The 18,539-nt window shown below is 59.5% G+C and carries 15 protein-coding genes; 9 read left to right on the plus strand and 6 right to left on the minus strand.

Annotated elements, in window-relative coordinates:
* The first annotated feature begins 170 nt into the window (after window positions 1-170).
* Window positions 171-800, plus strand: a complete 630-nt coding sequence (locus V1T76_RS00720; protein WP_330558708.1) for a class I SAM-dependent DNA methyltransferase — start codon at window positions 171-173, stop codon at window positions 798-800.
* Here V1T76_RS00720 and V1T76_RS00725 read toward each other — a convergent pair.
* Both V1T76_RS00725 and cobA read right to left on the minus strand, forming a co-directional pair.
* The gene (locus V1T76_RS00725) at window positions 797-2,116 is read right to left on the minus strand and encodes a cobyrinate a,c-diamide synthase (protein WP_330558709.1); all 1,320 of its coding nucleotides are present in this window, start codon (window positions 2,114-2,116) and stop codon (window positions 797-799) included. The two genes, V1T76_RS00720 and V1T76_RS00725, sit on opposite strands and share 4 nt — an antisense overlap.
* Complete coding sequence (cobA, locus tag V1T76_RS00730; protein ID WP_330558710.1) at window positions 2,106-2,984, minus strand: uroporphyrinogen-III C-methyltransferase; 879 nt, start codon at window positions 2,982-2,984, stop codon at window positions 2,106-2,108. The genes V1T76_RS00725 and cobA overlap by 11 nt, the downstream gene beginning before the upstream one ends.
* A 130-nt stretch (window positions 2,985-3,114) precedes the next feature.
* On the opposite strand from cobA, the gene V1T76_RS00735 reads away from it, so the two are divergent.
* Both V1T76_RS00735 and V1T76_RS00740 read left to right on the plus strand, forming a co-directional pair.
* Window positions 3,115-4,209 carry a cobalt-precorrin-5B (C(1))-methyltransferase gene (locus tag V1T76_RS00735; protein ID WP_330558711.1) on the plus strand — a complete coding sequence of 365 codons (1,095 nt, stop codon included), beginning with the start codon at window positions 3,115-3,117 and terminating at the stop codon, window positions 4,207-4,209.
* On the plus strand, window positions 4,199-4,960 hold the full coding sequence (locus tag V1T76_RS00740; RefSeq protein ID WP_330558712.1) for a cobalt-precorrin-6A reductase: 762 nt from the start codon (window positions 4,199-4,201) through the stop codon (window positions 4,958-4,960). The genes V1T76_RS00735 and V1T76_RS00740 overlap by 11 nt, the downstream gene beginning before the upstream one ends.
* Here the strand turns inward: V1T76_RS00740 and V1T76_RS00745 are convergent.
* Both V1T76_RS00745 and V1T76_RS00750 read right to left on the minus strand, forming a co-directional pair.
* Window positions 4,957-5,745, minus strand: coding sequence for a WecB/TagA/CpsF family glycosyltransferase (locus V1T76_RS00745; protein ID WP_330558713.1), 789 nt, complete (start codon window positions 5,743-5,745; stop codon window positions 4,957-4,959). The two genes, V1T76_RS00740 and V1T76_RS00745, sit on opposite strands and share 4 nt — an antisense overlap.
* A gap of 161 nt (window positions 5,746-5,906) precedes the next feature.
* Window positions 5,907-6,521, minus strand: a complete 615-nt coding sequence (locus V1T76_RS00750) for a putative colanic acid biosynthesis acetyltransferase (RefSeq protein ID WP_330558714.1) — start codon at window positions 6,519-6,521, stop codon at window positions 5,907-5,909.
* Window positions 6,522-6,872: 351 nt separating this feature from the next.
* Between V1T76_RS00750 and V1T76_RS00755 the strand changes: the two genes are divergently transcribed.
* The 4 genes from V1T76_RS00755 (at window position 6,873) to V1T76_RS00770 (ending at window position 13,389) form a co-directional block, all read left to right on the plus strand.
* Window positions 6,873-8,093 carry a glycosyltransferase gene (locus tag V1T76_RS00755; protein WP_330558715.1) on the plus strand — a complete coding sequence of 407 codons (1,221 nt, stop codon included), beginning with the start codon at window positions 6,873-6,875 and terminating at the stop codon, window positions 8,091-8,093.
* A complete protein-coding gene (locus V1T76_RS00760; RefSeq protein WP_330558716.1) occupies window positions 8,090-9,406 on the plus strand; it encodes a glycoside hydrolase family 5 protein in 1,317 nt (438 codons plus the stop codon). Before V1T76_RS00755 ends, V1T76_RS00760 begins: the two co-directional genes overlap by 4 nt.
* Before the next feature lie 175 nt (window positions 9,407-9,581).
* The gene (locus tag V1T76_RS00765) at window positions 9,582-10,886 is read left to right on the plus strand and encodes an O-antigen ligase family protein (RefSeq protein ID WP_330558717.1); all 1,305 of its coding nucleotides are present in this window, start codon (window positions 9,582-9,584) and stop codon (window positions 10,884-10,886) included.
* Between the two features lie 154 nt (window positions 10,887-11,040).
* On the plus strand, window positions 11,041-13,389 hold the full coding sequence (locus V1T76_RS00770) for a GumC family protein (protein ID WP_330558718.1): 2,349 nt from the start codon (window positions 11,041-11,043) through the stop codon (window positions 13,387-13,389).
* Window positions 13,390-13,407: 18 nt separating this feature from the next.
* Here V1T76_RS00770 and V1T76_RS00775 read toward each other — a convergent pair whose 3' ends face one another.
* Window positions 13,408-15,201 (minus strand): alpha/beta hydrolase, encoded by a 1,794-nt coding sequence (locus V1T76_RS00775; protein WP_330558719.1) that lies wholly within the window; start codon window positions 15,199-15,201, stop codon window positions 13,408-13,410.
* Window positions 15,202-15,376: 175 nt separating this feature from the next.
* Between V1T76_RS00775 and V1T76_RS00780 the strand changes: the two genes are divergently transcribed.
* Window positions 15,377-16,285, plus strand: coding sequence for a glycosyltransferase family 2 protein (locus tag V1T76_RS00780; protein ID WP_330558720.1), 909 nt, complete (start codon window positions 15,377-15,379; stop codon window positions 16,283-16,285).
* Window positions 16,286-16,295: 10 nt separating this feature from the next.
* On the opposite strand, the gene V1T76_RS00785 is transcribed toward V1T76_RS00780, so the two are convergent.
* Complete coding sequence (locus V1T76_RS00785; RefSeq protein WP_330558721.1) at window positions 16,296-16,976, minus strand: polysaccharide deacetylase family protein; 681 nt, start codon at window positions 16,974-16,976, stop codon at window positions 16,296-16,298.
* Window positions 16,977-17,213: 237 nt separating this feature from the next.
* Between V1T76_RS00785 and V1T76_RS00790 the strand changes: the two genes are divergently transcribed.
* Complete coding sequence (locus V1T76_RS00790) at window positions 17,214-18,524, plus strand: lipopolysaccharide biosynthesis protein (RefSeq protein WP_330558722.1); 1,311 nt, start codon at window positions 17,214-17,216, stop codon at window positions 18,522-18,524.
* Window positions 18,525-18,539 lie beyond the last annotated feature (15 nt).

The raw sequence follows: 18,539 nt of genomic DNA on the forward strand, positions 1-18,539 counted from the left end.
GGAAAAGTGTAGCTTCGCGACCTTCCACGGCCTGCTGCCATCGGCGTGTAGGAGGTCACTGAATGCTTTGCAGGTTTCTCGAGCGATGGTTTGCCTGACCGTGAGCGGTCATTTGCATCGCGCTCCTGCCCTCGCCTAGGGTGAGGACTCAATTCACACAGGAGCGCGCCATGCACGACGAAAATCCACTTCTGAAACAGGCGATTTCTCTGACCGGCGATCCCGACGCCATTCGCGACTTTTACGCGGATTGGGCAGACACCTACGACGACGATCTGCTTCAGGCCATCGGCTATGTCGGTCCCAGGATTGCAGCGGAAGCCCTGGTCAAGCGCGTGCCGGAAACTGCCCTCGTGCTGGACGCCGGCTGCGGCACCGGCCTTGTCGGGAGCGAGCTGAACAGTCGCAATTCCGCCCTGACGATTGACGGCATCGATCTGACACCGGCGATGCTGGAGCATTCGCGCAGCCGTGGGATTTACCGCAATCTGTCCCAGGCCGACATGATGGCCCCGCTCTCAGGCATTGATGACAACGTTTATGATGGCATCGTCAGCGCAGGCGTCTTCACGAATGGCCATGTGGGTCCGAAAGGGATCGACGAACTGCTGCGCATTGCCAAGCCGGGCGCTCCCATCGTCCTGACAGTGCGCGATAGCGCCTGGGAAGCCGACGGCTTCAAGGCCAAAGTCGAAAAGCTGGAAAAGGACGGCAAGACAAGGACGCTGGAAATCACCCACAGTCCCTATCACACCAAGGAAGATGTCTCTTGCGAGCTGGTCGTGCTTGAGGTGATTTAGGCGAGCGCGATGACATGGGCAAAGGAGCCCATGACCGATCCGGAGCGCAGCCCCATCTGCGCCAGTTCGGTTCCTTCGGCATCTTCCGCTGAAAACAGCCGCTCCGCCCCGCCTTCCGACACTATGGACGCATAGTGGAATTCGTGGGCCGACAGCGGCCCTTGCCACGGCAAGCCACCGAGCGCTGTGGCCTTCCGGTAGCCGAGATGGCGCTTGCGGATCTGGAACGAAGTCTCCACAGGCAACAGTCCCAGCATTTCATGACGGGTGCCTTCGGCATCAACCATGCCTCCGCCGAGGGTCATGTAGCCGCCGCACTCGCCATAGATCAGCGAATCTGTGCTGGCGGCGTTCAAGATACCGGCTCTGAACGTATCGGCTGCGGCAAGCATTCCGGCGTGAAGCTCCGGATAACCACCGGGCAGAAAGACTGCATCGGCATCCGGAGCCGGTGCTTCATTGGCCAGCGGCGAGAAAAAGTGGAGCTCTGCCCCCTGCCTTCGCCAGAACTCCAGCATATGCGGATAGGAAAAGGCGAAAGCGACGTCCCGCGCGATGGATATGCGCTGACCGAGCGGTGCGGGCAGCTTGTCCTCAGCATGCGCGGTGGTCGCAAGAGGTGCAGCCAAGGCGTTCAGGCGGTTCAGGTCGATGTGCCGGGCGCAAATCTCTCCCGCCTTTTCCAGAAAGGCTTCCAGCTCCGGGTGTTCGCCTGCCTGGACGAGACCGAGGTGGCGTTCCGGCAGGACAAGATCCTGCGCGCGCGGCAAGGCCCCCAGAACATCGATCTCAAGGGGCGCCAGAGCCGTACGCAGCATGGCTTCGTGACGCGGACTGCCAACCCGGTTGAGGATGACGCCTGCAAGGGTGATGTCCGCTCGGAAGCTTTGAAAGCCGTGAACAAGCGCTGCGACAGACTGAGCCTGCTTGCCGCAATCCACGACAAGAACCACCGGCAGTTTCAGGGTTGCCGCCAGATCGGCTGCCGAGCCCTTGCCGCTGGTCGCCCCGTCAAACAGCCCCATGGCGCCTTCGACCACGAGAATATCACACCCTTCAGCCTGGCGGCCTGCCAGCGACTGCAACGTTGTCTGATCCATCGCCCAGGCATCGAGATTGATACAGGGCGTTCCGCTCGCCGCTTCGTGGAATTTCGGATCGATATAATCCGGGCCCGATTTGGCCGAGGTCACCGTGCTCCCAGAGGACTTCAGTGCGCGCAGCAGTGCAAGTGTCAGCGTGGTTTTGCCGGCCCCTGAGGACGGTGCCGCGATCAGTACGCCCCTGGCATTTGCCTTGGCAGTGTCAGCCGGCATCGGCAGTACGGTGCGCTACACGGATGCCTAGCGGATCACTGTCGAGCACCTTGCCGGACAGGGCGCCGAGCCAGTCGAGCCCCTTGCGCAACCGGACGACTTCCCCGACACAGACGACTGCCGGAGGTTCGATGCCGGCGGCCTTCGCCTCGATAGCGCAGCGGCCAAGCGTGGTTTCCAGAACGTCCTGGCCCGAAAGGGAGGCATTGCACACGATTCCCACAGGCTCATCCACAGATCGTCCACCGGCAATCAGTTTGCCGGCTATGACGTCGAGATGCTTCATCGCCATATACATGACAATGACTGGAGAGCCCTTGGCGATCCCGTCCCAGTTGATCGCATCGGGCGTGAGGCCCGTCTGATCATGGCCGGTCAGGAAGGTAACCGCCTGATTGCAATCGCGGTGTGTTGCGGGAATGCCCGCGTAAGCGAGACCGCCGATACCGGCGGTGATGCCCGGAATAATGCGGAATGGTACACCGGCCTCGACCAGGCCGAGCGCTTCCTCACCTCCCCGGCCGAAGACGAAGGGATCGCCCCCCTTCAGGCGCAGCACGCGCTTGCCCTGGCGGGCGTAATCGATCAGCTTCAGCGTAATGTCGCGCTGCTTCGGGCTCGGCTTGCCGCCGCGTTTGCCCGCATAGTCCGTCACGGCTCCCGGTTTGACCCAGGCGAGAATGCTCTGGTCGACAAGAGCATCAAAGACCACGACATCGGCCTGACGCAGACCATTGAGCGCATGCAGTGTCAGAAGGCCCGGATCGCCCGGCCCGGCGCCCGCAAGCCAAACCCAGCCGGGCTCGAACACCGGAAGGCCTCCCGGCACACCCTCTGGCAATCTGTTGTGGTCGTCGTTACCAATCATGGTTCCTGTTTACCCGTGTGGCCCGGCAACGCCAAGCGCTTCGGCGATCAAAAACGATGCGAAAACGACATTTCATCGCGCACATAAACTAATATGCACAAAGCGGAAATTGATCGTCTATAGAAAGAGCATGTCGAAGGAAGAGCCAAAAGAGCTGCGGCGGGGCTGGACGACAGGAGCCTGTGCGACAGCGGCTGCCAAGGCGGCGTATCAAGCCCTTTTGACCGGCGGTTTCCCGGATCCGGTCGAAATCACCCTGCCCAAGGGTGGAACGACTGCCTTTGCCCTCACCCGACACGCCCTTTCAGGAACAACAGCGTCAGCAGCCATCATCAAGGATGCGGGCGACGATCCCGACGTGACCCATGGCGCCTTGGTCAGCGCGACTGTCAGCCTGTTGCCGAAGGGCACCGGGGTGGTCTTCAAGGCCGGAGATGGCGTCGGCACCGTCACAAGACCCGGTCTGCCGATCCCGCCAGGAGAACCTGCCATCAATCCGGTTCCACGCCTGATGATGCGAACGGCAATCGAAGAGGTTGCCAAGCAGCATGGCGGTGCCGGCGATGTCGAGATAACCGTCTCGATCGAAGGCGGAGCAGAGCTCGCTCTCAAGACGATGAACCCCCGGCTCGGCATCCTGGGTGGACTGTCCGTCCTGGGCACGACCGGCATTGTTCGTCCGTTCTCCTGTGCGGCCTGGATCGCGTCCATTCACCGGGGGGTCGATGTTGCCCGCGCGGTCGGGCTTGGCCATGTGGTCGGCGCAACCGGCGCCAGTTCCGAAGATGCGGTGAAGGCCCGTTACGAGCTCGATGAAACCGCTTATCTCGATATGGGCGACTTCGCCGGTGGTTTGCTCAAATACCTGCGCAGTCATCCGGTCGACCGGCTGACACTGGCCGGCGGCTTTGCGAAATTCACCAAGCTGGCCCAGGGAGCGCTCGACCTGCATTCGGCTCGCAGTTCCGTCGATTTTTCCTTCCTGCAGGATCTTCTGCGGCAGGAAAACGCGCCCACAAACCTTATCGAAAAGGCAGCTTCGGCCAATACGGCCAAGGAAGTGCTGGACGCCTCCCTGGCGGCCGGCATCGATCTGAGTGGCCCGCTTGCCCGCCGAACGAAGACGGCTGTCCGCCAGATCCTGCGCGATGCCCCGGTGGATGTGGAAGTGCTGATCACCGATCGGCAAGGCAAGGTGCTGGGGGAAACCGGCTTTGACCGCTGAGGCCAATCATGTCCTGCTCCTTGCCGGGACAAGTGAAGCCCGGCAGCTTGGCAAAACCCTGGCGGAGACATTTCCGGAATGGCGCTTGACCGCGTCCTTTGCCGGGGTGGTTCGTGACTTGCCAGACCTTGGCGTGACCACCCGGGTCGGCGGCTTTGGCGGCGTCGAAGGTCTGCAGGCTTACCTGAGGCAGGAAAAAATTACGGCTGTTGTCGACGCGACCCATCCGTTCGCCGCCCAGATGAGCCGAAATGCTGCCGAAGCTGCCAAAAGGCTCAACATACCGTTGCTACGGCTGGAACGGCCCTGCTGGCACCCAGTCGAAAGCGACCGCTGGACACATGTCGCCTCCATGGACGAGGCGGCCGTTTCTCTGCCAGCCGGTGCGCGTGCTTTCCTGGCGATCGGCCGCAAGGAGATCGAGCGCTTTACCCATCGCTCCGATATTTTCGGCCTCGCAAGGATGATCGAGCCTCCGCCAGCCCCGTTACCGAGTTCCTGGGAACTGCTCCTGTCTCGTCCACCGGCATCCACCAAGGAGGAAATCTCGCTTTTTCAGGACAGGGACATCACGCATGTGGTCACGAAGAACAGTGGCGGCAGTCGGTCCTTTGCCAAGATCGAGGCGGCTCGGCAGTTGAAGCTTCCCGTCATCATGATCGCCCGGCCCCAGCTTCCTGACGCCGAAACCGCTCCGACGGTTGCAGCCCTCGTCGACCGGTTGAGGCTGATCCTTGAAAGCAGGGATTAACGCGAGCTTCCGGATCTTGAGAATCTGATTTTCATCAGCGCAAACAGAAAGCGCGGAATGCCGATTACATACCGGCGGAAAAGACGTCGTGGTTCCTGCAGCAGACGGAAAAGCCATTCCAGACCTGCGGCCTGGACAATCTTCGGGGCGCGGACAACAGCGCCCGACATGAAGTCGAACAGTGCCCCCACCCCGATCGCGACCGGAACGGACAAGGCAGCCCGGTTCTCCACGATGAAATTCTCCTGCCGGGGGTTGCCCATGGCGACCAGCAGCAGGTCCGGATTTGCGGCGTTGATACCCTCGCACAGGCCATCGATCTCATCCTGCGAGAAATAACCGTCCCGATACCCGACCACATGGTGTTTCGGATAGGCGATCTCGATGTGCTCCTTGGCACACCTGACCTGCTCTTCCTTGGCTCCGAGCAGATAGATCCGCAGGGGAATGCCGATGTTGGCGAGCATTTGCGGGATCAGATCCGTACCGTTCAGGTTCTCCGGAAACGGCTCTTCCTTCAGCAGCTTGCTGGCGAGGCTGATCCCGATGCCATCGTTCAGGAGCGTCATCTTCTGAAGCGTTGCGGCGTACCGCGGGTCGTCCAGAGCAGACAGAAGCGTATGGGCGTTGCAGATGGCAATATCGAGTTTCCGGCGCTTCAGCACGGCCGACTCGACAAGTTGAATCGCATCCCGGGAGCGCAGGCGCCCGATGGCAAACGGACCGATGGCGGTTGCTTCGATCCGGCTCCCCAGCAATTCACTTTCGAAATCTCTTGCCAGCATTCCGATCCCAGTCTCACCAATGCTTTTGCCCTGTTCACATCAGCGGCGCGCGCATTCGAGCAATAGCCGATTTGTCTCTAAGCAGTTGTAAATATAGCCGTTAGAAAGTGCGTAGTTACCGATATTTAATTCTCCCGGGCGATCCAGATTGGGCGAGAAAATCAGTCAACGGTCTCCAGCGGCTCTCGCCATCCCCGCTTCGGCACGTCGTTGCGTTCAAAGCGCAGCCTCTCCTTGAGCGCCTTGGCGGGATTACCGGCATAAACGGTCCAGGGTGCCAGGTCCTTTACCGTGACCGCTCGCGCTCCCAGAACGGCCCCCTCACCGACGCGAACCCCGGGACCGACAAAGGCTTCCGCGGCAACCCAACTATAGGCTTCCAGAACGATGGGTTTTGCGATCAGCAGGAACTTGTCGTCGTTGATGTCATGCGTACCGGCGCAGATGTGCGCGCGCTTGGAGACGACACCGTATCGGCCGATGGTGACAGGCCCCATGTTGTAGATGTCCGCGCCGTCAGCGATGGCGGCGAAGTCTTCCAGAATGAGATTTCCCGGATGCCAGATCCGGGCGGAAGGAGCGACATAAACCCCCTGCCCGACGGTAGCGCCGAACCGGCGCAGCAGCCACCGGCGCCAACCATGCAGAGGTTGCGTCCAGGACGCCAGAAGAAACCAGACGATCCCCCAGAGAATGCGGAACAGCCTGTTCTTCAAGCCGAAGCTTTGCGCACCGAGCGCTCTGGCATCCTTGTCTTCGTCGTTCCTGTCCGGCATTCATCTTTCTCCCCTGCAGTTTCCCTCTGCCATTTGCTGGCAAGACGCGTTCCTGACATCAAAGGAACGGGACATTGCCTGAAGGTCTGCACGCCGGCACTGTGCCGATCCGATGTTTAAAGTTAGTTATTTTTGTCGATTGTTCGATATTGATTTTCTCACACGCTGCGGAACGGTGGCCTCAGGTCCGTTGCGTGGTGCCATTCACTCTTTATTGAAACGTGATGATGGAAGTTTGCCCCGGAATTGACGATTTGACACGCTGGCGGGCCTTCTTTCGTCTCGTTGAATTCAAAATCCGATGTGCGCGGCGCAATCGTTCTGCCGCTGACTTTCGTTGCGGGGGAAATTATGGACACACGGACTGAATTCAGTGAAGCGGACACCGCAGCCCCCCTCATCCTGCATCTGAGCGCCGACTACCCTAATCCGCAGCAATTTCACCGCAGAACCACGGCGATCCAGCGTCTGGTCACCGGCACGGATTACGGCAGGCACGTAGTCGTGACCATGGACAGAACCAGTCTGCCCTGGAAGGCCAGCTTCATGGATTGCGGTGAAGACAAGGGCGTACGGCTTTACTCCTACCGTTACTTCGGCATGCCAATGGGTTTCGGTCTCGCCATGGCGATGCGCCGCGTCGCGCGGCACGTCCTGAAGACAATGCAGGCGGAGCATGGCACGCCAGCCCTCGTCCATGCGCACAAGCTCTCGTTCGAGGGCATTGCCGGATTATGGTTGGTGGAACGGTTCGGACCGGATACGCGGCTCTTCGTTTCCGTTCGTGGCGAATCCGAGCGCAAGGTTCTGTTGTTCAAGCCGACCTACCGCAACCTGATGCGCCGCATCGCGGCGCGTGCTGACAAGATCTATCATATCTCCGCCTGGTTCCGGGATACCTACCACCGGTATGTTCCAGAACAGCCGGAGAAGGAAAGACTGCTTCCCAACATCGTCGGCAACTCGACGAGCAAGGTACCGGTGAAGGATCCAATTCCCAGGTTCGTCAGCGTCTTCGATCTGGATATGCGAAAGCGGAAGGGGATGTCAGACCTGTTGCAGGGCTTTGCCACCTTCAGCAAAGCACATCCCGGCATCGGTCTGGATCTGATCGGTCCCGGCAGTCCGGAGGCGGTCGAGGCTGCCCAAAAAGAAATTGCCGACCTGGGTCTCGGCGGCAGCGTTGAGATCCTCGGTCCCATGGACAGCAAGACCCTGTTCGAGGTTCTGCCGAACTATCTGGCCATGGCATTGGTCAGCTACAACGAGACCTTCGGGATGGTCTATCTGGAAGCATTGTTTGCCGGACTGCCGATAATCTATGGCAAGGACACGGGCATCGATGGCTATCTGGACGACATTGACGTCGGTATCGGCGTGAAGCCCGGCGATGTTGCCGGCATAGCTGCAGCTTTCACGGATCTGGCCGAAAAGTCTGATCACTATCGCAACCAGATTGTGGCCAGTGAGCAAATCTTGCACGACCGGTTCAACCCTGCGATGATCCTCGAGAGTTACCGTCAGGATCTGGAAGCCATCCTGAATCCCGCTCAGCAACGGAGCCGCATGTGACTGCAAGAAAGCCGAGCCTCTGGTCCTGGCTGACCGCGATTGCCTTTGGCGTGGCTTTGCTCGTTTTTGCGGCCGGTTTTCTCTATCTGGATGAACGTCAGAACGCCATTGCCGCCGGTGTCCAGGCAGCGCCGGAAGCCACCGTTTCGATCCCCAAGTTCAAGCGTGGCGTCAACGTCTCCCGTCTGCAAAGCTTCGCCTACCGCGACCCGAAACGACCGGGAAAATATCTTTGGCCGCCGTTTCAGGGCGAACTTTCAAAAGTTTCCGATGCCGAGCTTGAGAGACTTCGTGCCCTCGGGTTCGACTTCATTCGCCTTCCGATTGATGCCGGCGTCTTTCTGGCGGCGACGGACAGCGAACGCCGCATTTTGCTGGACGATATGAAGTCCATCACCGTTCGCCTGCTGGACAGCGGTTTTGCCGTGATGGTCGACATACATCCGGCGACTTACCTAACGGAGTGGGCCCCTGTCGACATCTTGAAGGACGCTCCCGGCCCCCGCTTTCAGGCCTACGCCGATCTCTTGGAAGATGTGGCCAAACGGATCCGCGATCTGCCGACGGACAAGGTCGCGCTGGAACTGATGAACGAGCCGCAGGGCGTTTGCTTCCGGGAGGACGGACAGGACTGGTCGGTGTCTCAGAAACAGCTCTACGACAGGGTGCGCAGTGTTGCCCCCGATCTGCCGATTGTGCTGACACCGGGTTGCTGGCGTTCTCTGGAAGGCCTCGAATACATGAGCATGGATGGTTACGACGACAAGATCATCATCGACTTCCATTTCTACGAGCCCTTCCTTTTCACCCACCAGTCTCTGCCCTGGGTGCTGGACCCGCTGCGCTATATCGCCGGACTCAGCTATCCGTGGACAGCGGGCAACGTGGAGATTGCAGCAGAGAGGACCCGGCAGCATATCGCGGCCCTGAAGGCGGCTGATGTCGACGTTCCCGATTATGCCTTCGACAAGGCGATGGACGTCGTCCGGGACTACTACAAACGCCAGAAACCCGACCGGGCCTTCATCGAAAGCCGGTTCGACACGATCTCGCAATGGGCGGACAAACACGGCATCGCCCCCGACCAGATCGTACTTGGCGAGTTCAGCGCCATCCGTCCGCCGCAGGGCTTGCCGGACGACGGCAGCCGGCTCGCGTGGATCAAGGACGTGCGAACCGTCGTGGAAGACCGCGGCTTCGGCTGGGCCCTCTGGGACTATTACGAAGGCTTCGGCCTGATGACCGACAACGTCAAGAGAACCGTCGAGCCGGGAATGGTCGACGCCTTGGGATTGAACGCCGACGCGTTGTGAGTCCCAACCGTCACACAGGTGCGGCCAGTGCCGGATTTTAAGTCGACTGTGCGAAAAGGCGGCTGGTAGATTGAGCCGGTGGCTGCGAATCATGCCTAGTGACTGACTTGAAGGCTGAGGTCCTTCCGGACCGGAGCGCAGGTTCCGCAGTCGTAATCGATCTGGAGACTGGGATTTGACAGTTCACCCCGTTGAACAGTCCGGGCCACAGGCCGTGTTGCACAGGCAGACATTGCTGGACAGGATTTTCAACTGGATTCCGGTCCTGCTGCTCGCCTATCCGATGCTCATCAGCCCGTTTGTCCTGGTGTCCTCCGGCGGGGAAGATACTGCTGCCAACATCAGTGCGTCGAAATCCAACGCGCTGAACCAGCTCTTCTGGATCTGCCTGTTTCTGCTCGTGCTTGTGTCTGCGGGACGGCGCCTGCTCAACACGTTCACGGTGCTGCGAAGCCCGCTTATCTGGCTCCTCCTCCTCTATCTGCTGCTCGCGGTTACGAGCGTGCTTTGGTCTCATGCGCCCGGCATTGCGTTTCGCCGTGTGGTTCTGCAAATCATCATCGTGTTGAGCCTGGTGATTTCGGTCTCTTTTACGGATGATGCGCGCACGCTGCTCAGACGTCTGATGCTGCTGATGAATACGGTCGTTCTGCTCAACGCGGTTGCTGTCGTCGTTCTTCCACCTACACCGATCGGCCATGCGGGCATCTATACCCAGAAGAACAATCTCGGTGCCGTGATGGCTCTGGCGCTGATGTTCAACCTCTACGGCTTCCTGATGTCTCGCGGACTGCTGAGGCGGTTCGGCATGCTCATCATTTCGGCCTTCGCCTTTGGCCTGCTGGTTCTCAGCCAGTCGAAAACGTCCCTCGGGCTGGCGGTTCTCATGCCGGCCATCGCCTATGTTGCAGTCGGGATGGCCTTTCTCTTGCGGATAAATGCGGCCGTGCTGCTGATCTTCGGGGCCGTGACCGGGGCCGTTCTGTTGACGTTCCTGTCGCTTCTCACAAGGTATGGCTTTTCGGATCTGTCGCTGTTCCTGTTCAACGACGAGACTTACACAGGCCGGACGTTCATCTGGGCTTTCGTCACTGACGTGATTTCGAGATCCCCTTTCCTGGGCCAGGGCTATGCCTCGTTCTGGGCGACAGGCTCCGATTCAATTGCCTTCCGCGAAGCCCCGGGTTTCGTCATCTTGCTGATCCAGGCGCACAACGGTTATCTCGACGTCATGCTGGAACTGGGCATTGCCGGCATTTCGCTGTTGTTCCTGATTGTCCTGACGGCTCTTTTTTCCGCAGCCCGGGTCGTTGCCCTGGACACCAGGATCGCCTTTCTCTGCTATTCCCTCATGCTCTTCGTGATCTGTCACAACATGCTGGAAAGCAGCTGGTTCAGGTCATTCGCTCTGAACTGGCTGATCTTTCTGCTCGCCGCGCTGCTCCCTCATGCGGTGGTCCGGACCTGGAACAACCGATAGACCTGCCCTCCAAAGCTCGCTCTTTATCCTGCACAACCGCAGCCTTCCCCTCGGTAGCGACGCACCGTAGTGTTGCCGTAAATTAGCAGTTCACTAACCATAAGTGCTTACAAGCAGTAAGGTGCGTGCGCGCGAGGAGAAAAGGTGACTTTTTGTGGACCCCAGACAGGTAGAAAATCAGGCTTACGATAGAACGTCGGCTCAAGGCCGCGATGCCATTGCCCTGGACGTCCTGTCCATTTTTCAGGTCCTGCGCCGCCGTATCTTCCTCATCGCTGCCATCGCGCTTGTCTTTGCCGTTCTGACTGCCGCCTACTCGCTGACCATCACGCCAATCTTCCGCGCATCATCGCAGGTCCTTTTCGACCCAACTGTGCGCCAACCGTTTGATGACCCGAACCGCCCGAGCCGGTCCGGACAGGGTTCGGAAGTGATCGACAGCCAGATTTCGGTCATCCATTCCGACACCGTGCTGCGTCCGGTCGCCCGTGAGAACAACCTGTCCGAAGACCCTCATTTCGGAGAGGGAAAGCCGGGCCTCCTGAGCCAGTTCAAGAGCCTGATCTTCGGTGCCACCAAGAAAGACGCCGCGACGCTTGAAGCGCAGGAGACTGCGGCGGTAGAAGCCCTTGCCGATGCAACGATCGTCAAGAGGGTCGGCCAGACCTTCGTCATCAATATTTCAGCAGAATCGCCTTCTCCGGTGCAAGCCGCCGTTCTGGCAAACTCGATTGCCGAAAGCTACCTGTCTGACCAGAAACGGCAGGTCGATCTCGCCTCGGACGAAGCTGCCTCCCAGATCGATGACCGGCTGGTGGATTTGCGTGACCGTTTGCGCCAAGCTGAAGAAGAAATCCAGAAATTCCGCGCGGACAACAAGCTTCAGAACTCCGACGAGGGATCTCTGCTCACGGGTCAGGAACTGACCGGACTGAACTCCAGGCTGATCGACGCCCGCGCGGCGCTGGCCGAAGCAACCGCAAAATACGACGAGATCCAGCGGGTGCTGAAAAGCGGTGTCGATGCGGAATCCATTGCAGACGTGGTCAATTCCCCCACGATCTCATCACTTCGCCAGCAATATGCGACTGCAGCACGGACGGAAGCCCAGTTGATGGCCGATCTGCTGCCGTCACACCCGTCGGTGGTGCAATCCAGATCCCAGCTTGAGCGGCTGCGCAATCTCATCCGGGACGAAATCAAGCGGATCGCGGATTCGACGCGTATCGATGTCCAGGTCAATCAGGAACGGGTTTCCAGGCTCGAGCAGCAGCTCGATTCCACGCGAAACCTCTCAGACGTCGATCAGGCAGCCTCCATCCGGTTGCGCGAACTGGAGACTGAAGCACAGGCCACACGGCAGCTTTATGAGATCGCTCTGAGCCGTGCCAAGGAAATCTCGCAGCTCGACCAGGTGGTCCTTCCCAATGCCCGCATCATTTCTCCGGCGATCCCACCGGAGAGCCCGGTCTACCCGAAACGCAAGATCATGGTCATACTGGCCGGCATTCTGGGTGTGCTCTTCGGTACGATAATCGCAGTTGGCGGCGAAGCGATCCGCATCGCCAAAAAACATCTGTTGCCGGAATTCATGCAGACACCCGAGCCGTCAATGGCTGTGGCAGGCCCGGTGCAGCCGGTGGCGCCTGTCGTCACACGGGTCGATGCCTCCTACGATGCGCGCCCTTCATCAGACCTGCCGGCCACCCGGACGAGAAGCAAACGTACGCCGTCCAGGTTGTCGTCCACGACGGAGCCAGACCTGCAGGTGATCAGCGAGTTGCCCTGGCTGACGGAGACCGACGAAAACGGCAGCGTCCGTCCGCTCAGCTCCGACGCTGTATCCGCCGTGCAAGATGCGGTCGAGCGGTATTATTCCGACGAAAACGGACCAGGCTGGGCGTTTGGTCAAGGTGTTGACCAGATCGTCTCGGCCATTCAGGACGCCCCTGCTCAGAACGGCACGCGCATCGTGTTTCTGACCTCCCCGGCCCTCGGCCATGGCCAGACCATTGCGGCCCTTGCCCTTGCGCTCGGAGCTGCCCAGCGCGGGCTGCATGTGCTTCTTGCCGACGGCGAACCGAAACAACGGATGCTCAGCCATGATCTGAGCCTCGACGACGTGGATGATCTTGGCGGGACATTGCGTGAGAGGGTCGTCGACTATGCCGAACTCGATATCGCCTTCCTGTCGCTGGTTTCGGGATTGCCGAAGTACAAGCACCATCGGATGAACATCCGCGAAGCCTTCGATTTCGCCGACATCGCGCGGGACTATGACCTCGTGATCATCGACGGCGTTGCCTTGCCGCAACTTGCAGAAGACGATCCGCTTGCCGGTCTTTCTACGCAATTTCTGGTGACTGTTGCCGAACGGGAAGAAGATCAGATCTCGATGCCGATCCTGTCCCGTGATCTGCTGACGATCGCAGAAGGCAGACCCGCCGGGCTGGTGCGAACAATGACAGGCACCACGCCACCGTCACGCCGCAAATACGCGTGACGCCAGCTCACCCATCCGTCACTTGCTCGATTTCGACCTGGGAACCTCAACGACAAAGTCTTTCAGCAGCGCGAACATATGCTTGCGGGCGGTAATCGGCGTCAGGTTGTGATCGGCATCCGGCAGGGCTTCAACCCTGATATTCGGATAGTCTTTCAAACCGCGCCTGTCCGGGCCGAACCAATTGTGCAATTCCAGGAGCCCTCTGTCATTGTCGCTATAGACAAGACAAAGCGGCACACCCCGCTGCTCGAGATGCTTCAGACGGCGCGTCAGAACTTTGAACAGCCGCTGATGCCGTGAAAGACTTCCAAGAACCGGCGCCAGCTTCCGGCCGGCCTTGAGCTTCGCGGCCCGCGTCACCTTTTTCAAGGCCGATACCAGATTGATATCTCCAGATACGACAAGTTTCAGAGTGTTCAGATCGATCGCCTTGCGCCCGTAACTGGAAAGCGTCTGGATCGGTTCGCGGATGGCCTTGTCCACGTCTTCGTCCGGATCCCAGACCAGCCTGCGCGAGTTGACCAGGAAGGCACCCTCGACACGTTCATCGTCAGAGGCCGCCACAAGTGCGAGATAGGCACCGCTGCAACGGCCGAACAGGATAACGGTTTCCGCTCCGGTACGTTCCTTGACGAAACCGACTGCGGCCCTGACATCATCAAGCTGCTTGTCTGAATAAAGCACCTGGGCTGGCTGGTTCGGCCAATAGCTGCTCTCGCCGATACCGGCCAGATCCATCCGCAGCACCGCGCAGCCGTATTCCGCAAGAGAGCGGGCAAACCCGACCGACATACGCGCCCAGCCGATGGAATGGTCATAGCCGGAATTCAGGATGACAACGGCAGTTTTCGTCTCCTTGCCGAGCGGTGTCGTCAGCACGCCGAAGAACATCTTGTCCGGCCCGAAGCGCAGCGCTTCCTCGACGACATCCGGCAAGGGCTCGGACACGGCGGTGCCTTCGGCCACGGGTGCTGTCTGCAATTGTCCTGCCGGGAAACTGGCCTTCATCCAGGTAACGATCCGCTCAAGCGTTTGCAGCGGGGGCACGGACAGCGTCGGGTCGGACACATAGTCCGCGTACCCCTCAAACGGCAGCGTTTCGACCGCCAGGCCCATTTCGGTGAAATGGTCCGCAAGTTTCTGATCCCCTGGATGGCCGCTGCGTTCCACCAGCAAGGTTTTCAACCCTGAGGGCAATTGCGCCTTGAAGAGATTGATCGATTTGACCTCGTCCACCGTTGCGGCCGACAGAACGAACCCGCCTGCCATCAGTCCGCCCTTTGGGCCATCCGATGCCTTGACCATGAAAGTCGGCTGCGTCATTGCCGTCCAGGCCGCCAGTTCGCGCAGATAGGCCCGGCCCTGGGCCACCGGCGCCAGAAGGACCTGCCCAGCAACTTCCCCGCCTTCGGCGAGGGTCGCTGCAAGACCTGCCCCGATCCCCTGCCCGATCATGACGACACGCTCCGGGTTCACCAGCCGTCTGAGTTCGGCAAGCGCCTGTGTCACGGACTTCCGCCACGCGGACTTGTCTTCAAGTTCTGCGCTGTCGCCATGCGAATTCGCTGTCGCCGGATAATCGAAGCGCAGACAGGGATAGCCCGAAGCAGCCAGTTTTTCGCCAAGCATCCTGTAGCTCTTGCGCGAGCACAGCTCTTCGTATCCCCACGGGCTGAGGAGCAGGATCGCGGTGCTTCCGCTGGCTGGATGAAAGTAGCCGGCTAGACCGTCGAACGCGATCGGGATGGCCAGTGGAGACGTTCCGGCGACCTGTGCTGCAGTGGCGGTATCGAAACCTTGCCGGTTCATGTCGCAGGCTGGCTCCAGCTTATTCGTGGGTTGAAGGGGCACTATTGCAAATCCGGCGCATATTGCGCCTTTTTCCTAAGCCATTGTTTAATAATACGGCAGGATCTTTTCGTGCATGAATAGGGCTTGTCACATCCTTTTGACTGCCTCCAACCTTCATCGGAGCCTTGACTGAATGGAAACTGTTTCCGTCGCCATTGCCAGCATCGGCCGTGAAACCCTGCTCGATACGCTCCGCTCACTGGCTGTGGTGACGAAGCCGGCCGGCGTCGATTTAAAGGTGCTGGTGGCCGACGATTCCAAATCCGGCGCAGCCGCGAAACTCGTGACAGCCCACCCTATCAAGTCGCTGGATGTGACCTGTCTGGCGGTTGCCAGCGGCAATATCTCGACCGCCCGCAACGCTTTGCTGAATGCCGCAGACGGCAGCTGGCTCATTTTTGTCGATGATGACGAATGGGTAGAACCCGACTGGCTGGTGAAACTCTTCGACTGCCAGAAAGAGTTCAACGCGGACGTGGTGATCGGTCCGGTGAAGCCGGTCTATCCCGACAACACACCCGACTGGCTGCGCCGGGCGAACCCACTCTATACGGACTGGGGGCACCGGGGCAAAAGGCTCTATACAGGCCGGGGTGGCAATACGCTGGTGCGCGTCGATTTCGTGCGCGCGCTGGAGCTGAGGTTCGACGAAGCTTACGGCCGCACAGGCGGCGAAGACACCATCTTTTTTGCCCAGGCCGCCGAACGCGGCGCGCGCATTTTTGCCACGGACGACGCGATTGCCCATGAACACGTCCCGCAGGAACGTCTTTCGATGAACTTCATCCTCAGCCGGGCTGTGCGCGCAGGCCAGAGCTATGGCCAAATGCGCCTCGCCAGACATCCCGACCCTTTCTGGCATGTGATGTTCGCGTTGGGAGCGCTGGCGAAATGCGGGATCGCCGGGTCGCTGGCACTTGCCTTTCGGCTGTTCGACAAGGCCCGCTCCTTCCGGATGCGGCAAAAACTCTCGCTCAACATGGGAAAGCTGCGCGCCGTCTTTGGCCGCCCTCTGGCGGAACTTTACAAGAAACCTGATTGATGCCTGGAGGCTAGATCCGGTACCGGCCACGGCGGGCCAGTGCATACAGCGAACTTTTGAATTTCTGCTTCATCGAAAGTCTGGGCGCGATATCAATATCCGGATCGAAGCTCGCCGTTGGCGACCAGCGAGGACAAAACCACGAGCTGCCATAAGCCAAACCGGGTGTGCTGGTGAAGATCCGGCTGTATCCAGCGTCTTTCAGTCTGTGCAAAACGTTCCGGTCGAAGGCGCCAAAGGGAATGGCCGCTTCGGTGACGGGAAGACCAACCGCGTCTTCGATTTTCTTGCGGGCGTCAAAAAACTCCCGCTGAAATCCGGCTTCATCCAGATTGCGCCAGTCGACGTGATCGTGACCGTGACTTCCGATCACCGACCCGGCGGCCACGATTTCGCGCATCTGGCCCGCACTCAGAAAGCCTTCGGTGTCAATCCGTCCGGCAAGGACAAAAAACCGGCCTATCCGGCCAGCGTCGGTCAGCGCGGGCAGACCAGTTGCGATGTCCGACAGATTGCCGTCGTCAAAGGTGACTTCAATTGAGACGCCATGCTGCCGCTCGAGGTCGGAAAGACGAGCGATGGTGCGCCGGAAGGTTTCCACCGTCACATAATAATTGCGCTCGGCCGAGGTAACAGGTACCGCAGGGTCGCCTATGCCGTGGAATGTCAAAACCTGCGTATGTGCCAACATGTCTTGCCGATCTTAATTGAACCCGATGCGCCATCCTTGGCTTAGCCGGGTTAAAAGGAAGGTTAAAATTGGTTTTATTTGAACCGGGAGAGCCCCTATTAACGGCAAGGTCAGAATTGACACCTAGACATGTTCTGTCCCGTCATGGCGACACAATAACTGCTCTCCGCGGACCGAAGGCCTTTTTCGTGGCCCCCGCTCTTCACAGACCAACGGCTAACGCCTCGAGGCCTATTCGTGTCCAAGAACTCCAGTTCGGCTCTTGATAAGCTCAAAGCGCTCTACGACAGGCTGCTTGGCCTGTCGCGTTTGCCGCTGGTTGCCAACACGATTTCCTATACGATCAATTTCGGTCTTCAGCTTGTCATTCAGCTTGCGTTTTTCCTGTTCATCTCTCGCGCGCTCGGGCCAGAGGGATACGGTCTCTTCGTAACGATCACCAGCGTTTCCATCATGGCCGGCTTCGTGGTCGGCCTGGGGAGCGAGTACCTGCTTCTCCAGCGGGTTGCGGTGGAGCCTCAGTCCTTCGGTAAGTATCTCGGCCATTCCCTGATCATGATGGGATTGACCTTTCCGCTCGTCCTGCCGGTAACGCTCGCCTTGCTGTATTCTCTCATCGGCGATTCCGTTCCACTCTCGACCATCGCGATCATTTCGCTGACGGATCTGCTGTTCACGAAGCTCGTCATCCTGGGTGCGCAATCCTACATGGCCTTTGACCAGGCCAGAAAACAGATTGTCATCAACATCCTGGCGGCAGCCCTGAAACTTGCGTTCCTCCTGGTTGCCACCATGCTGCCCGGAACTCTCACGCTCGATGAATGGGCCTGGTGGTTCTTCGTGTCAGGGCTTTTGTCGGCAGTCGTTGCGTGCTGGCTCATCCTGAGAGATCTCGGCCGCCCGGTCTTTACCCTGATCCGGAGCGACCTGAAACTCAGCATGCTCTACTGCATCGAGTTCTTTTCCATCGGCGGCATGAGAGATCTGGACAAACCGGTTGTGGTTCACAATCTGGGTGCGGATGCAGGAGGCCAATACGCGGCTGGGTTCAGGATCATCGATGCGGCCTCTGCCCCGGTCCGGGCGTTTCTTTATGCAACCTACACCCGTCATTTCCGGCAGGCGCAGGACGGTCAGGCAAGCAGCCTTGCATTTGGCGTCAAACTGCTGCCGGTCACGGTTTTCCTGGCGCTGCCAGTCGCCGCCTTCCTGTTGCTGACCGCAGGTTTCATCCCCCTTGTACTGGGAGAGGATTTCGCCGAGACGCCGATCGTCGTGGTGTGCCTTGCCTTTTATCCGCTTCTTATGGGTCTTTCGGGTGTCGGGGCGGACGTCCTGCGGGCAACCGGGCGTCAACGCGTGCGCATGGCGCTGCTCATCGGCACCAGCCTCTTGCTGATCCCTGTCGTGACGCTTGGCACCATGGTAGGCGGCCTGGCCGGCGCGGCGCTTTTCCGCTTCGCCGTCCAGATCGCGCTGACCATCGGCACATGGTTCTTCATTTTGTGGGCAAAAACACCGGCGGTGGCAGACGAAGCAGGCAGATAAGCACCTGCTTGCCGA

Origin of the sequence: Roseibium sp. FZY0029, assembly GCF_036350355.1 — a bacterium.
GTDB lineage: Bacteria > Pseudomonadota > Alphaproteobacteria > Rhizobiales > Stappiaceae > Roseibium.

Coding starts and splice junctions, on each gene's coding strand:
- V1T76_RS00720 (WP_330558708.1), top strand. CDS start 171: ATGCACGACGAAAATCCACTTCTGAAACAGGCGATTTCTCTGACCGGC.
- V1T76_RS00725 (WP_330558709.1), bottom strand. CDS start 2,116: ATGCCGGCTGACACTGCCAAGGCAAATGCCAGGGGCGTACTGATCGCG.
- cobA (WP_330558710.1), bottom strand. CDS start 2,984: ATGATTGGTAACGACGACCACAACAGATTGCCAGAGGGTGTGCCGGGA.
- V1T76_RS00735 (WP_330558711.1), top strand. CDS start 3,115: ATGTCGAAGGAAGAGCCAAAAGAGCTGCGGCGGGGCTGGACGACAGGA.
- V1T76_RS00745 (WP_330558713.1), bottom strand. CDS start 5,745: ATGCTGGCAAGAGATTTCGAAAGTGAATTGCTGGGGAGCCGGATCGAA.
- V1T76_RS00750 (WP_330558714.1), bottom strand. CDS start 6,521: ATGCCGGACAGGAACGACGAAGACAAGGATGCCAGAGCGCTCGGTGCG.
- V1T76_RS00755 (WP_330558715.1), top strand. CDS start 6,873: ATGGACACACGGACTGAATTCAGTGAAGCGGACACCGCAGCCCCCCTC.
- V1T76_RS00775 (WP_330558719.1), bottom strand. CDS start 15,201: ATGAACCGGCAAGGTTTCGATACCGCCACTGCAGCACAGGTCGCCGGA.
- V1T76_RS00780 (WP_330558720.1), top strand. CDS start 15,377: ATGGAAACTGTTTCCGTCGCCATTGCCAGCATCGGCCGTGAAACCCTG.
- V1T76_RS00785 (WP_330558721.1), bottom strand. CDS start 16,976: ATGTTGGCACATACGCAGGTTTTGACATTCCACGGCATAGGCGACCCT.